This is a genomic window from Pseudomonas sp. CCI1.1 (assembly GCF_034348165.1).
Classification (GTDB): domain Bacteria; phylum Pseudomonadota; class Gammaproteobacteria; order Pseudomonadales; family Pseudomonadaceae; genus Aquipseudomonas; species Aquipseudomonas paracarnis.
Map to the genome: position 1 here is coordinate 6,725,167 of NZ_CP133780.1, position 13,061 is coordinate 6,738,227.

The following is a 13,061-nucleotide window of genomic DNA, read 5'->3' on the forward strand; positions in this document are numbered from 1 at the left end:
CCAGGTCTCAGCCTTCGCGCAATACGGTCAGCGGGCTGGCATTCAGTGCACGGCGTGTGCCGAATACCCCGGCAGCGCCAATCAGCACGGCACCGATCACGGGCAGCAGTAACAACCACGGGTGGGGATGCCACGCCAGGTCAAAGGCATAGCGGTACAGCACCCAGGTCACCAGTTCGGTGCCCAGTGCCGCCAGCAAGCCACTGACCGCCCCCAACAGACCGAATTCGATGCGTCGGGCCTTGACCAGCAACTTGCGCTCGGCGCCCAAGGCTCGCAGCAATGCACCTTGGCGGATTCGTTCATCCAGGGTGGCCTGCAGGCCAGAGAACAACACTGCCATGCCCGCCGCGAGTACAAACAACAGCACGTATTCGACCGCCAACGTCACTTGGGCGAGGATGCTGCGCAACTGCTCCAGCAGGGCCTCGACCTGCAGGATAGTGACCGCCGGGAAGGCCCGTGACAGGTCGACGATCTGTTGGTCATGGCCGGGAGCCAGATAGAAGCTGGTGAGGTAGGTCGCGGGCAGATCCTTCAAGGTGCCCGGTTGGAAAATCATGAAGAAGTTGGGCTGGAAGTTATCCCAGTTGATGGTGCGCAGGCTGGTGACCCGTGCTTCACGGTTTTCCCCACCGATGGTGAACAATAAATGGTCGTTGAGCTTGAGCTTCAAGCTCTCGGCCACCTTGGCTTCCACCGACACGCCAGGAACCCCGTCAGTGGGTTGCGCCGACCACCACGTACCTGCCGTCAGGACGTTACCCGCTGGTAATTCGGCTGCCCAGGTCAGGCTCAGATCGCGTTGAGTGGCCCGGTCGCCACTGGAGTCCTTGCTGACAATCTCCTGCACGGGTTCGCCATTGATGCTGATCAAGCGCCCCGGCACCACCGGGTAGAGCGGCGCCGCTTGTGCCTGGACGTCCAGCAGACGGGCGCCAAAGGCGTCCTTGTCGGCCGGCAGGATATTCAGGGCGAAGTAGTTGGGCGCATCCTTGGGCAACTGGTTTTGCCAGGTGTCGAGCAATTCGCCTCGCAACAGCGCGATCAACCCCATGGACAACAGGATCAGGCCAAAGGCCAGGGATTGGCCTGCCGCCGCCAACGGGTGACGCAACAATTGGCCCAGGCCCAGGCGCCACGGCAGGGAGGCGCGAGCCAGTAACCGCCGCAGGCTCTGTAGCAACAACAGCAGCAAGCCACCCAGGAGCAGCGCAGCGACTACACCGCCGCCGAGTAACGCGAAGGTCAATACCAGGTCCAGGCTCAGGCGCCACATGATCAGGCCCAAGGCAAACAGTGCCGCGCCGTAGACCATCCAAGTGCTTGAAGGAATAGGCAGCAAATCGCGGCGCAATACCCGCAGCGGCGGTACCCGGCCCAGTGCGGCCAGCGGCGGGAGGGCGAAGCCGGCGAGGGCGACCAGCCCGGTGCCAATCCCCGCGACGGCCGGTAGCAGCCCGCCTGGCGGTACGTCGGCGGGTAGCAGGTCGTGCAGGAAGTAGAACAGGCCAAATTGCGCCAGCCAGCCGAGCAGGGCGCCGGCCAGGCTCGCCAGCAAGCCCAGTACGCTCAGTTGCAGGCTGAACAGCAGCATGGCTTCACGGCGCGACAAGCCCAGGCAGCGCAACAACGCGCTGGCATCGAAACGTCGACTGGCGAAGCGGTTGGCTGACAGCGCCACGGCCACGCCAGCCAGCAGCACAGCCACCAGGCTGGCCATGTTCAGGTAACGTTCGGCCTTGCCCAGTGCGCCGCCGATTTGCTGGTTGCCATCGCGGGAGTCCTGCAGGCGCTGGTTGGCAGCCAGGCCCGGTTTGACCAGGTCGCGATAAGTTTGCAGCGCTGTGCTGCCTTGTGGCGCACGCCATAGTTCGCGGTAGCTCACACGGCTGCCTGGCTGGACGACACCGGTGGCGTCCAGGTCCACCAGGTTGATCATGACCCTGGGCGTGAGGCTGTAAAAGTTGCCGGCGCGGTCGGGCTCATAGTTCAGGATGCGCGCCAGGCGCAGGGTCTTCATGCCGACATCGATGCTGTCGCCGACTTTCAGGTCCAGCGCCGTCAGCAACCGTGCTTCTACCCAGGCTTCACCAGGTTTGGGGCCACCGCCCGGGATTTGCGTACCGAAGGGCTCGGTGCTGCTTTTAAGCTCGCCGCGCAAGGGGTACTGCTCGTTGACCGCCTTGATGCTGGAGAGCTGGATGCCGTTATCGGTGGCGATAACGCTGGAGAACTCCACGATGCGAGCGTGATCCAGGCCCAATTCGGTCCCAGATTTGATTTGCTCGGCACGGGCCGGCGAGCTGCCTTCGAGCACCAGGTCGGCGCCGAGGAATTCGGTGGCGCGCAGCAGCATGGCGCCGTTGAGGCGCGCACCAAAGTAGCCGATAGCGGTGCTGGCGGCCACGGCCACCAGCAGGGCAAAGAACAGCACGCGCAATTCGCCGGCGCGGGCATCGCGCAGTAACTGACGCATGGCAAGACTGAACAGGCGCAACAGCGGCAAACGTGCCATCAAGGCTCCAGGGGCGCGACCATCAGGCCGGCTTCAAGGCGGATCAGGCGCCGGCAACGGTGGGCCAGGCGCTCGTCGTGGGTGACCAGTACCAGGGTCGTACCGCTCTCTTTATTCAACTCGAACAACAGGTCGCTGATGCGCTCGCCAGTATGGCTGTCGAGGTTGCCGGTGGGCTCGTCGGCAAACAGCACGTCCGGTTCGGCGGCAAACGCGCGGGCAATCGCCACGCGTTGTTGTTCGCCACCGGACAGTTGGCGGGGCGAGTGGGTCAGGCGCTGGCCCAGGCCTACGCGCTCCAGCAGGTGTTTGGCTCGCTCGCGGGCGTCCTGGCGACCGTCCAGCTCCAGCGGCAGCATCACGTTTTCCAGAGCATTCAAGCTGTCGAGCAATTGGAAGGATTGGAATACGAAACCCACATGCTCGGCACGGATGCGCGCGCGCTGATCTTCGTCGAGGGTGCTCAGGGCTTGCCCGGCCAGGGTCACTTCGCCGCTGCTGGGCAGGTCGAGGCCGGCCAGCAGGCCCAGTAGTGTGGATTTACCGGAACCGGAGCTGCCGACGATAGCCAGGCTATCGCCCTTGTTCAGTTCCAGGCTCAGTTCGTGCAGGATAGTCAGTTCACCTTCCGCGCTGGGAACCACTTTGCTAAGGTTTCGCGCGGTGAGAATGCTTGCGCCCATGGAGAATCCGATGCGAGTGTGGTTTTTGAGTGCTGGCCTGGCCTTGATGTGCATGGCCCAGAACGCAGCGGCGGGTACAGTCCTGATCGTTGGCGATAGTATCAGTGCCGGTTTCGGCCTGGATACCCGCAAAGGGTGGGTCGCGTTGCTGGAGCAACGGCTCAAGCAGGAGGGTTTTGACGACAAAGTGGTCAATGCTTCCATCAGTGGCGACACCAGTGCAGGAGGCCTCGCGCGGCTGCCCGCGGCGCTTGCAACGCACAAACCGGACGTGGTGGTGATCGAGTTGGGTGGCAACGATGGCTTGCGCGGCCAGCCGCCTGCGCAATTGCAACAAAATCTTGCTTCGATGATTCAGCAGTCCCGGGACAGCGGCGCCAAGGTGCTGCTGTTGGGTATGCAGATTCCGCCCAATTACGGCAAGCGCTATGTCGAAGCTTTTGCCAAGGTATTCGGTGATGTGGCACAGAAAGAAAAGGTGCCGTTTGTGCCGTTTTTCCTCGAGGGCGTGGGTGGCCATCCGGAGTTGATGCAAGCTGACGGGCTGCACCCGGCGGTCGCGGCGCAAGACAAGTTGCTGGAAAATGTCTGGCCGGCGCTAAAACCGCTGCTATGACGCTTTTCTACCGGCAGGCTTTCGGCTAAGGTGGCGCCCCCCTGATTTGGAGCCCTCGATGTCGCGCCCTGCCTGGTCCCTGTTTAACTACCAACTGATCGAGCCGGACGAGCAGCTGGACCTGTTCGCCTGCCAGGAAGTGCGAGTGCATTTGGTGGCGCGTCAATTGGAACTGGGCGGCTCCATCGACCGCACGCTCTGCGGCACTTTATTGCCCGCACAGCCACGCTGGTCATCGGTCAACCGCTCGATTTTTCAAGACCAGCGACTCTGCCCGTTATGCCGGGCGATTCTAGAATCGCAAAAGCGCGGCACGCCGCCGATCTGGCCGGAGCTGCGCTTCGAGCTGTAAAACAGCTTGAAGCTTGGCGCTGCGAAGCCGTATACAATCAATTTTTCCCTACCCGTCGTCTTGCGAAGGATTTTCCGGATGTTGTCGCGCCTTTCCGTCGTCACCTGCTGCCTGTCTCTTGCTGCGCTTTGTGCGGCGGGTTCGGCGGCGGCCTTGCAGTTGCCCTTGCCACCGCCCGGTGAGGACATTGTTGGCCAGGTCCAAGTGATCAAGGCCAAGTACGAAGACACTTTTGCTGACCTTGGCACCACCTACGACCTGGGCTATTCGGAAATGGTCGCGGCCAACCCGGGTGTCGATGCCTGGTTGCCGGGTGCGGGCACTGAGATTGTGCTGCCGACACGCTTTATCCTGCCGCCCGGGCCGCGGGAAGGCATTGTGATCAATCTGGCGGAATACCGGCTCTACTACTATCCAAAAGGCCAAAACGTTGTCTATACCTTCCCTCTGGGCATTGGCCGGGAAGGCTGGGGTTCGCCGATCGCCCATACCAGTATCATCGCCAAGACGCCGAACCCGACCTGGACGCCACCGGCCTCGATCAAGGCCGAGCACGCCGCCAACGGTGACCCGCTCCCCAACGTGGTGCCTGCCGGCCCCGACAACCCACTGGGGCCGTTCAAGTTCACCCTGGGCACGCCGGGTTACCTGATTCACGGCTCCAACATGAAGTTTGGTATCGGCACGCGTACCAGCCACGGGTGCTTCCGCATGTTCAATAACAACGTGTTGGAAATGGCAGGCATGGTGCCGGTAGGCACGTCAGTGCGCATCATCAATGACGCGTACAAGTTCGGCAGCAGTGGTGGCAAGGTCTACCTTGAGGCCCACACGCCGTTGAATGATGACGGTACGCCATCGGTGGTCGACAAGCACACCGCGGTCATCAATGCGTTGCTCAAGCGCGAAGACCTGTCCAATAACCTACGCGTCAACTGGGACCAGGTGCGTGATGTGGTCGCCGCCGAGGATGGCTTGCCTACCGAAATTGGTGTGCCAGGCGGCGCACCTGTGGCGTCCAGCACCCCGCTCGATCTTCAATAATAAGCCTGAGCGAACATCCCTGTGGGAGCGGGCTTGCTCGCGAAGACGTCGGCCCGGCAAACATTGATGTTGACTGACCCACCGCTTTCGCGAGCAAGCCCGCTCCCACATGCCAAATCATAGGATCGAGTAGGAGGCGGATTCACATCCGCCGTCCTCTCACACCACCGTACGTACGGTTCCGTATACGGCGGTTCAGGTTATACGGTTAAGTCGGTTTATCGTATCCAGTATCGAGACCAGCCCGAGGCGGTCCCACAGCTTCTTCGGCAACGCCTGATTCATATGGGGCGCTCCCGAGTTCCACCATGGGCCTCGGCCATTGACTGCCGATTTCCACGCCCGCGCCGCATTAAGTCCCAAGCGTATCAAGTTGCGCGCCCTCGTAGAGGGCCGCTTCCATTGACGCCAGACGATACAGCGAAGCTTGTGACGCACCCAGCCGTCCAATTCCTCAAGTGGCCGTCTGCTCTGGCTCAGCTTGAAGTAGCCCGCCCATCCGCGCAGCACGGGGTTTATCCGCTCGATGACAGTCGCCACCTTGTGGCCCCGCGCTTTACGTAGCAGCTCTCTGAGCCGGTCGCGCAAGCGACCCAGGCTCATCGTCGCCACTCTCAGTCTCGGTTGCTGATGCCAGCTCATCCCGTAACCCAAGTAATCACACATCCAAGACCCGGCTACTCGGCTCTTATCCCGATTCAGCGTTAGTTTCAGGCGCTGATTCAGGAAGCGCTCAACACTGGCCATCACTCGTTCGCCAGCACGAGGGCTGCGCACATAGATGTTCGCATCGTCGGCATAACGCACGAAGCGATGACCCCGCCGTTCCAGCTCGCGGTCGAGTTCGTTGAGCAGGATGTTCGACAGCAACGGCGAGAGCGGGCCGCCTTGCGGCGTCCCTTCCTGCCGTCGGCTGGCGATCCCACCCGACATCTCACCGGCTTGGAGGTACCGCCGGATCAGTCTGAGCACGCGTTTATCTACGATTTGGCGCGCCACGTACGCCATCAGGAGATCGTGGTTGACCCGGTCAAAGAATTTCTCAAGATCGAGTTCCACGCACCAGCGATGCCCTGCCGCCACATGGGCGCGGGCTGTCTCGATGGCTTGGTGGGCGCTTCTGCCCGGACGGAAGCCGTAGCTGTAATCCGAAAACAGCGGGTCGAAGATCGGCGTGAGCTGTTGCAGCAGTGCCTGTTGGATCAGGCGATCCACGACGCAGGGAATGCCCAGTTGTCGGGTGCCGCCTTTGGGTTTGGGGATGTCGACGGCGCGTACACCTTGCGGGTGGTATTCGCCGGCCAGCAACCTCCTCTGGAGGATCGGCCAATACTGATTCACGTAGTCCGCCAAGTCGTCGACCGTCATGCCATCGGCACCCGGCGCGCCCTTGTTGCTGACCACGCGCTGATACGCACGTCTGAGGTTGGCCGGTGCAAGCACCCGCGCCATCAGCGTGTCCGGCTCCGCGTTCGTCCACGTCACAGATGCCGTCGATACCTTTGCGCTGTCAGCCGTCATCCTCGGATTCTGTCCGGGACTCGGAGTCACAGTCTTCTCTTGGAGAAATTTCTGCATTTCGGTATTCAACGAGACTCTGACGCCTACTGGCGGCATAACCTGTTCGGCCCTTGGTGGCGCGGTTATTCGCCACTTACTACGGCTTCGGCTGACTTCTGCACGCTCATCCCATCGCCTCTCGACGCTCGGTAGCACACTGGCAAACGTGCAGATCTCCCAGGGTAATTCGCGCGACCTTCCTGCTTATGCCTGTCGGATCTACGTCACAGCGTTCCGTGCAAGTATTGGGCTTTGAAGATTTTGGCCTTCTTACCCCGCTGCGCCGCCTCTATCCGCTTCCTGTTCGTCAGGCCAGCATTTTGCCTCGGGCTTCCTTCAGATTCGCAGTCACCCGCGACACCCTTGCCTCTGGCTAACACTTCCCCTTGCCGGGTGTGTAGAGGACTTTCACCTCCCAGTCACCAGCGTGGCCACCACAGCCAAGCTGGTTGCGCTTGCGCGCAACGCGCCATGCCTGGCGCACCAAAAAAAAGCCGACCCATAAATGGATCGGCTTGATAACAACCCCGAAGGATTATTACTTGCGGCTTGCTTTTTCAAGCATGCGCAGAGCGCGCTCGTTAGCTTCGTCAGCAGTCTGTTGTGCTTTTTGAGCAGCAGCCAGAGCTTCATCAGCTTTACGGTAGGCTTCGTCTGCACGGGCCTGGGAGCGAGCTGCTGCGTCTTCAGTTGCAGTCAGACGAGCTTCGGTTTCTTTGGAGACGCTGCTGCAACCGGTAGCCAGAACTGCGGCCAGAGCCAGAGCAGAGAATTTCAGAACGTTGTTCATCGTGTTCCCCTTCAAGGACTTTCAATTTAATGGCTACTTTCTCAGAGTGAGCTAATAGCCGGCGTACATACTACCCATTACTTGTAGTAAGTAAACTGACGTTGCGCAAGAAGCAAAAAAATTTCTTGTGCCGAATCTATTTTGGCTAATCTTTTGGCGGTTTGTATGAAAACTGTCCAATTTTTTGCACCTGGACGCACATTGGATCCAGGCTGAAAGGGCCGGCCCGCATGTGTTAAGCCTTGTAAATAGATGAAATTTTATATAACGAAGCGGGGCACTTTGGTTACGCTTGGCTTTACTGCGGCGGGCATCTTTTGCGCATCTAGAGGTGACTTTAAGAGCGCCAGTTCGTCTCAAGGTTCAACTGCCGGCAATGTTCAGGCTATCGGTCACCGGTTGATCGAGGCCCTTTCTATATCCACCAGCGGCGGGGAATGACGAGTGCGCCTTGAGCAATTTCAGGATTGGTGCCTACTATTCCCTATGTGCTGGTTGTGAGCGCTCACGGTTTTCTCGCTGTCGAAACCGGCACGGGGTGGCGTAGATGTTCCTTCGCCGGAAAAACATCGGTAAGGTAGGGTCGTTAATTCAGACCCGCGAGGAGTAGTGATGAGCGAGGCGTTGTCCATCCACCATGACCAGGCTGGTCATCAGTTCGAGACCAATGTGGACGGTCATCGTGCCTACCTGACCTACATGGACCTCGGGAAGCAGACCCTGGATATCTATCGCACCTTCGTGCCCAACGCACTGCGGGGGCGAGGCATTGCGGCTGCGTTGACCGAGGAAGCCTTGAAGTTTGCCGAAGAGGCTGGCTACACGGTGATCCCGTCGTGCTCCTATGTCGAACGCTATATGGAGCGCCACCAGCGCCATGCTGCGAAGCTGTAACTGACCAGTTGCCAATAAAAAACGCCGGGCTTAGCCCGGCGTTTTTGGGTGCGCGAAACCGGTACGGACTCAGGTGCGCTTGCGCTGGGGCAACACGTCCTTGAGCTTGGCGTGCATGCTGCGCAGGGTAGTTTCGGTGGCGGACCAATCGATACAGGCATCGGTGATCGACACGCCGTACTGCAAGTCGGCCAAGTCTTTTGGAATCGCCTGGCAACCCCAGTTCAAATGGCTCTCGACCATCAAGCCGATGATCGACTGGTTACCTTCCAGAATCTGGTTGGCAACGTTCTCCATCACCAATGGCTGCAAGGCCGGGTCTTTGTTGGAGTTGGCGTGGCTGCAGTCGACCATGATGTTTGGCTTGATCTTGGCCTTGTTCAGCGCCTGTTCGCACAGCGCGACGCTGACCGAATCATAGTTGGGCTTGCCATTGCCGCCACGCAGCACCACGTGACCGTAGGCGTTGCCCTTGGTCGTCACGATGGACACGCCGCCTTCCTGGTTGATACCCAGGAAGCGATGAGGGCTGGAGACCGATTGCAGCGCATTGATCGCCACGGTCAGGCCGCCGTCAGTGCCGTTCTTGAAGCCTACGGCCGAAGACAGGCCGGACGCCATTTCGCGGTGGGTCTGGGATTCGGTGGTGCGTGCGCCGATAGCCGACCAGCTGATCAGGTCCTGCAGGTATTGCGGGGAGATCGGGTCGAGGGCTTCGGTGGCGGTGGGCAGGCCCATTTCAGCCAGGTCCAGCAGCAGTTTGCGACCGATGTGCAAGCCATCCTGGATCTTGAAGGAGTCGTCCAGGTACGGGTCGTTGATCAAGCCTTTCCAGCCGACGGTGGTACGCGGTTTCTCGAAATACACGCGCATGACCAGGTACAAGGTGTCGGACACTTCAGCGGCCAGCACTTTGAGGCGCTCGGCATATTCGTGGGCGGCCTTGAGGTCGTGGATAGAGCAGGGCCCGATCACCACGAAGAGACGGTGGTCGGTGCCGTCGAGAATGTCACGGATGACTTCGCGGCCCTTGGTGACGGTCTGCAGGGCAGCGTCGCTCAGGGGGATTTCGCGCTTGAGCTGATCGGGGGTGATCAGGGTCTCGTTGGATTCAACGTTAAGGTCATTGATCGGTAAATCAGCCATCGTGTTACTCGCCAGGGTCACGGGTGCCGGCCGCCAGCTATCCCCGTGCGGCGGGCACAGCATGATTTGAATGCAGGGGGGAGGAACCTTAGCGCGTAACACGGGCCCGCGACAATGGGCAAAGCCCGGTTTAATCCAGCGCTGGCTGCACAACCGCCTCATGGGAGAACTCGCCGGCATGACGCGACACCCACTCACGGGCCATGGTTTCAAGTTGTGCAGGCGTTGGCTCGGCGTCTTCGTGCAGGCGGCAGTAACGCTCGATCTGGCACACTTGCTCGCCCATCCGTGCACCGAACAAGGCGTGTTCGTCGGTAAAGCAAATACCAATGCGATAGCCCTGTTCGACTTTGCGGCACCAGGCGACATAGCCTGGATAACGGGCGCTGGGCCCTAGGGAAGGGATATGCAGGTCTACCGCCGTGCCGGCGCGCCAGGCACGTGGCCAATTGCAGGCGACGCCGCCGCGGCCGATAGTGTGCAGGCGTTGGCGGGGAAGGGCGGGAGAGGGACGTTGGATCAACTCGACAGCGACATCATCAGGGTGAGGTAAAAAACGACCCATGTACACGGACTCCGAGCGCCGTCCAGTTGACGGCAATGGCAGCAGTATAGTGAAGGAACTGGAATTGACCGACCTGGATATTGACCAGCAATTGCTGGGATTGCCAGGTATTTCGCTGGTAGTGTTCACCAGTGTCGGTTGTGCCAGTTGCCGCTGGGCACGCCAGCAGTTGCCCAGCTGGCACTTGCCGGTGGACCGCGTGTGCTGGGTGGATGCCGGGCACAACGGCGGTGCGGTGGAACGCTACCGGATCTTTCATTTGCCGGCGTTGTTCCTGGTGTGCGAGGGTCAATTCTTTGGGCAATTACAGACACGTCTTACAGCATCCGACCTCGCCGAATGCCTAAACCAGGCGCTCAACCGAACACCAGAGGATTTGCCATGACAGCAGTTGCAGCCCCGTCGCCACGCATTGGCATTATTGGCACCGGTGCCATCGGCGGTTACTACGGACTGATGCTGGCGCGTGCCGGCTTCGATGTGCATTTCCTGTTGCGCAGCGAATATGCCGCGGTGAGCAGGCATGGCCTGCACGTCAACAGTACGGTGCATGGGCAACTGCACCTGCATCCGGTGCAGGCCTATGCCAGCGCCGCCGACATGCCGCCGTGCGACTGGCTATTGGTGGGCACCAAGTCCACCGGTAATGTGGACCTGGCGCCCACCATCGCCCAGGTGGCGGCGCCGGATGCCAAAGTGGTGCTCCTGCAAAACGGCCTCGATGTCGAAGACAGCCTGCGTGAACACCTGCCGCCGTCGCTGCATCTGTTGGGCGGCCTGTGCTACATCGGTGTGCACCGCTCGGCCCCCGGCGTGGTCGAGCATCAGGCGTTGGGCCGGGTCAACCTGGGCTATCACAGTGGCACGGCGGCCAACGATGAGGTGCAGCAACAGGCGATTGTCGAAGCCGGTGCCGGGCTGTTTCATCAAGCTGGCATCGAGTCCCAGGCCATGGCCAATGTGCATCTGGCGCGTTGGCACAAGCTGGTCTGGAACGTGCCGTTCAACGGCCTCTCTGTGTTGCTGGGCACGGGTACCACGGCCATGATGGCCGATGAGTCCAGCCGCGAGTTGATCCAGGCGCTGATGGCCGAGGTGGTGCAGGGCGCTCATGCCTGCGGGCATGAAATTCCTGCCAGTTACGCTGGGCAGATGTTCGCCATGACAGAAACCATGGACGACTACCTGCCCAGCATGTACCACGACCACCTGCACAAGCGGCCGCTGGAGCTGGCGGCCATCTATGCCCGTCCCTTGGCTGCTGCCAAAGCGGCCGGTTGCGAACTGCCACGCATGCAGGCGCTCTATCAGGCCTTGAGTTTTATTGATCGGCACAACCGCTGATTGGGGGGAACCACCATGGTGAAGGGATTGGCTGACAAACTGGTGCTGGCGATTTCCTCACGAGCGCTGTTCGACCTGAGTGACAGCCACAAGGTTTATCTGGCTGAAGGGGTCGAGGCTTACCGCAAATACCAGATCGAGCACGAGGAAGAAACCCTCGAGCCTGGCGATGCCTTCCCGCTGGTCAAGAAGCTGCTGAGCCTGAATGCCAGCCTGGGGCGTGCGCGGGTCGAGGTGGTGTTGGTGTCGCGCAACAGTGCCGATACCGGGCTGCGGGTGTTCAACTCGATCCAGCATTACGGCCTGGATATTTCCCGCGCCGCGTTCGTAGGCGGGCGTAGTCCCTATCCCTATTTGGCCGCCTTCGGTTGTCATCTGTTTCTCTCCACCCATGCTGAAGATGTGCGCAGCGCCCTCGATGCCGGGTTTGCGGCCGCGACGATTTTGTCCGGCGGCCCGCGCCGCGCTTCCAGCGAAGAGCTGCGCATCGCATTCGATGGCGATGCCGTGCTGTTCTCCGATGAGTCCGAACGTGTCTACCAGGCCGGTGGGCTGGCAGCCTTCCAGGCCAGCGAGCGAGAGTCGGCGCGCCAGCCTTTGCACGGCGGTCCGTTCAAGGGCTTCCTGGCGGCACTGAACCTGTTGCAACGCGAGTTTACCGATGAGGCCTGCCCGATTCGTACCGCGTTGGTCACCGCACGTTCGGCACCGTCCCATGAGCGCGTGATCCGCACGTTGCGCGAGTGGGATATCCGCCTGGACGAATCGCTGTTCCTCGGTGGCCTGGAAAAATCCGCGTTTCTGGAAGCCTTTGCCGCCGATGTGTTTTTCGATGACCAGGCCGGCCATTGCGAGAAAGCCAGGGAGGTAGTGGCCACCGGGCACGTGCCCCATGGCATCAGCAATGAGTTGAGAATCCAGACCGAGCGCTAGCTGCTAAGCTCATTCAATTCCCGCCATCCTGGCAGCCCAGGAGGTTTTATGATTCGTTCGATGCTGTTTGCCACGGACCTCGGTCTGTATGCGCCCTACGTGATGCAACATGCGCTGGCGCTGGCGCGAACGTTCAAGGCTGACCTGTATGTGATCCACGTGGTCGAGCCCATTGGCTTGTTCGCCGAATCGGTGTTGCAGAGCTACCTTGATGAAACCGCCCTGAGCGAATGGCAAAGCAAGGGGTTGAGCACGGTGATGGCGACGATTGAACAACGCGTGCTGGACAGCTTCCGCGAGGAGTGGGGGGAAGGGGAGCAGGACCTGCAATGGATTCGCTCGGTCAAGGTGATCCAGGGGGATCCTTGCGAGGTGATTCTCGACCAGTTGCGAAAACTGTCTGTCGACTTGCTGATCGTCGGGAGTCATAGCCAGGCAACCGGTGTGGCCGTCCCCCTTGGACGTACCGCCGCACGGGTGTTGCAGTTGTCCCCGGTGCCGGTTTACCTGGTGCCGTCGCTGCAGCGTCGGCGCAGTGACGATAGTTGATCGGCAAAAACGATAAAAAGTTCTAGATTTATCCGTCAAACCTTTAATATAGTTATATACCGTCGCT

At 60.5% G+C, this 13,061-nt stretch carries 14 protein-coding genes; 8 read left to right on the forward strand and 6 right to left on the reverse strand.

Annotated elements, in window-relative coordinates; all coding sequences use genetic code 11:
• Positions 1–7 precede the first annotated feature (7 nt).
• Both RHM69_RS30745 and RHM69_RS30750 read right to left on the reverse strand, forming a co-directional pair.
• The gene (locus RHM69_RS30745; RefSeq protein WP_069868351.1) at positions 8–2,518 is read right to left on the reverse strand and encodes an ABC transporter permease; all 2,511 of its coding nucleotides are present in this window, start codon (positions 2,516–2,518) and stop codon (positions 8–10) included.
• Positions 2,518–3,201 (reverse strand): ABC transporter ATP-binding protein, encoded by a 684-nt coding sequence (locus tag RHM69_RS30750; RefSeq protein ID WP_003189864.1) that lies wholly within the window; start codon positions 3,199–3,201, stop codon positions 2,518–2,520. The genes RHM69_RS30745 and RHM69_RS30750 overlap by 1 nt, the downstream gene beginning before the upstream one ends.
• A 10-nt stretch (positions 3,202–3,211) precedes the next feature.
• On the opposite strand from RHM69_RS30750, the gene RHM69_RS30755 reads away from it, so the two are divergent.
• The 3 genes from RHM69_RS30755 (at position 3,212) to RHM69_RS30765 (ending at position 5,213) form a co-directional block, all read left to right on the forward strand.
• Positions 3,212–3,817, forward strand: coding sequence for an arylesterase (locus RHM69_RS30755; protein ID WP_014717658.1), 606 nt, complete (start codon positions 3,212–3,214; stop codon positions 3,815–3,817).
• A gap of 58 nt (positions 3,818–3,875) precedes the next feature.
• Positions 3,876–4,169 (forward strand): hypothetical protein, encoded by a 294-nt coding sequence (locus RHM69_RS30760; RefSeq protein ID WP_003189866.1) that lies wholly within the window; start codon positions 3,876–3,878, stop codon positions 4,167–4,169.
• A gap of 78 nt (positions 4,170–4,247) precedes the next feature.
• Entirely contained in the window at positions 4,248–5,213 is a 966-nt protein-coding gene (locus RHM69_RS30765; protein ID WP_019820319.1) for a L,D-transpeptidase family protein, read from the forward strand.
• A gap of 195 nt (positions 5,214–5,408) precedes the next feature.
• On the opposite strand, the gene ltrA is transcribed toward RHM69_RS30765, so the two are convergent.
• Both ltrA and oprI read right to left on the reverse strand, forming a co-directional pair.
• Positions 5,409–6,830 (reverse strand): group II intron reverse transcriptase/maturase, encoded by a 1,422-nt coding sequence (ltrA, locus tag RHM69_RS30770; protein ID WP_011805433.1) that lies wholly within the window; start codon positions 6,828–6,830, stop codon positions 5,409–5,411.
• A 481-nt stretch (positions 6,831–7,311) separates the two neighbouring features.
• Positions 7,312–7,563, reverse strand: coding sequence for an outer membrane lipoprotei OprI (gene oprI / locus RHM69_RS30775; protein ID WP_003172710.1), 252 nt, complete (start codon positions 7,561–7,563; stop codon positions 7,312–7,314).
• A gap of 612 nt (positions 7,564–8,175) precedes the next feature.
• Between oprI and RHM69_RS30780 the strand changes: the two genes are divergently transcribed.
• Positions 8,176–8,457, forward strand: coding sequence for a GNAT family N-acetyltransferase (locus RHM69_RS30780; protein WP_003189869.1), 282 nt, complete (start codon positions 8,176–8,178; stop codon positions 8,455–8,457).
• 69 nt (positions 8,458–8,526) lie between these two features.
• Here RHM69_RS30780 and RHM69_RS30785 read toward each other — a convergent pair whose 3' ends face one another.
• Both RHM69_RS30785 and RHM69_RS30790 read right to left on the reverse strand, forming a co-directional pair.
• Positions 8,527–9,603: a 3-deoxy-7-phosphoheptulonate synthase gene (locus tag RHM69_RS30785; protein WP_003189871.1), complete on the reverse strand. Its 1,077-nt coding sequence runs from the start codon at positions 9,601–9,603 to the stop codon at positions 8,527–8,529.
• Positions 9,604–9,733: 130 nt separating this feature from the next.
• The gene (locus RHM69_RS30790) at positions 9,734–10,168 is read right to left on the reverse strand and encodes a pilus assembly protein PilZ (protein ID WP_014717660.1); all 435 of its coding nucleotides are present in this window, start codon (positions 10,166–10,168) and stop codon (positions 9,734–9,736) included.
• Here RHM69_RS30790 and RHM69_RS30795 point away from each other — a divergent pair.
• From RHM69_RS30795 to RHM69_RS30810, 4 genes are read left to right on the forward strand one after another with little or no spacing between them, the layout of a single operon-like run.
• Positions 10,167–10,553, forward strand: a complete 387-nt coding sequence (locus tag RHM69_RS30795; RefSeq protein WP_014717661.1) for a hypothetical protein — start codon at positions 10,167–10,169, stop codon at positions 10,551–10,553. The two genes, RHM69_RS30790 and RHM69_RS30795, sit on opposite strands and share 2 nt — an antisense overlap.
• Positions 10,550–11,512, forward strand: coding sequence for a putative 2-dehydropantoate 2-reductase (locus tag RHM69_RS30800; RefSeq protein ID WP_014717662.1), 963 nt, complete (start codon positions 10,550–10,552; stop codon positions 11,510–11,512). The genes RHM69_RS30795 and RHM69_RS30800 overlap by 4 nt, the downstream gene beginning before the upstream one ends.
• Before the next feature lie 15 nt (positions 11,513–11,527).
• Positions 11,528–12,445, forward strand: a complete 918-nt coding sequence (locus RHM69_RS30805; protein WP_102666497.1) for a 5'-nucleotidase — start codon at positions 11,528–11,530, stop codon at positions 12,443–12,445.
• A 48-nt stretch (positions 12,446–12,493) separates the two neighbouring features.
• Positions 12,494–12,994 carry a universal stress protein gene (locus RHM69_RS30810; protein WP_014717664.1) on the forward strand — a complete coding sequence of 167 codons (501 nt, stop codon included), beginning with the start codon at positions 12,494–12,496 and terminating at the stop codon, positions 12,992–12,994.
• Positions 12,995–13,061: the final 67 nt, after the last annotated feature.

Coding starts and splice junctions, on each gene's coding strand:
- RHM69_RS30745 (WP_069868351.1), bottom strand. CDS start 2,518: ATGGCACGTTTGCCGCTGTTGCGCCTGTTCAGTCTTGCCATGCGTCAG.
- RHM69_RS30750 (WP_003189864.1), bottom strand. CDS start 3,201: ATGGGCGCAAGCATTCTCACCGCGCGAAACCTTAGCAAAGTGGTTCCC.
- RHM69_RS30755 (WP_014717658.1), top strand. CDS start 3,212: ATGCGAGTGTGGTTTTTGAGTGCTGGCCTGGCCTTGATGTGCATGGCC.
- RHM69_RS30760 (WP_003189866.1), top strand. CDS start 3,876: ATGTCGCGCCCTGCCTGGTCCCTGTTTAACTACCAACTGATCGAGCCG.
- RHM69_RS30765 (WP_019820319.1), top strand. CDS start 4,248: ATGTTGTCGCGCCTTTCCGTCGTCACCTGCTGCCTGTCTCTTGCTGCG.
- ltrA (WP_011805433.1), bottom strand. CDS start 6,830: ATGCCGCCAGTAGGCGTCAGAGTCTCGTTGAATACCGAAATGCAGAAA.
- oprI (WP_003172710.1), bottom strand. CDS start 7,563: ATGAACAACGTTCTGAAATTCTCTGCTCTGGCTCTGGCCGCAGTTCTG.
- RHM69_RS30780 (WP_003189869.1), top strand. CDS start 8,176: ATGAGCGAGGCGTTGTCCATCCACCATGACCAGGCTGGTCATCAGTTC.
- RHM69_RS30785 (WP_003189871.1), bottom strand. CDS start 9,603: ATGGCTGATTTACCGATCAATGACCTTAACGTTGAATCCAACGAGACC.
- RHM69_RS30795 (WP_014717661.1), top strand. CDS start 10,167: ATGTACACGGACTCCGAGCGCCGTCCAGTTGACGGCAATGGCAGCAGT.
- RHM69_RS30790 (WP_014717660.1), bottom strand. CDS start 10,168: ATGGGTCGTTTTTTACCTCACCCTGATGATGTCGCTGTCGAGTTGATC.
- RHM69_RS30800 (WP_014717662.1), top strand. CDS start 10,550: ATGACAGCAGTTGCAGCCCCGTCGCCACGCATTGGCATTATTGGCACC.
- RHM69_RS30805 (WP_102666497.1), top strand. CDS start 11,528: ATGGTGAAGGGATTGGCTGACAAACTGGTGCTGGCGATTTCCTCACGA.
- RHM69_RS30810 (WP_014717664.1), top strand. CDS start 12,494: ATGATTCGTTCGATGCTGTTTGCCACGGACCTCGGTCTGTATGCGCCC.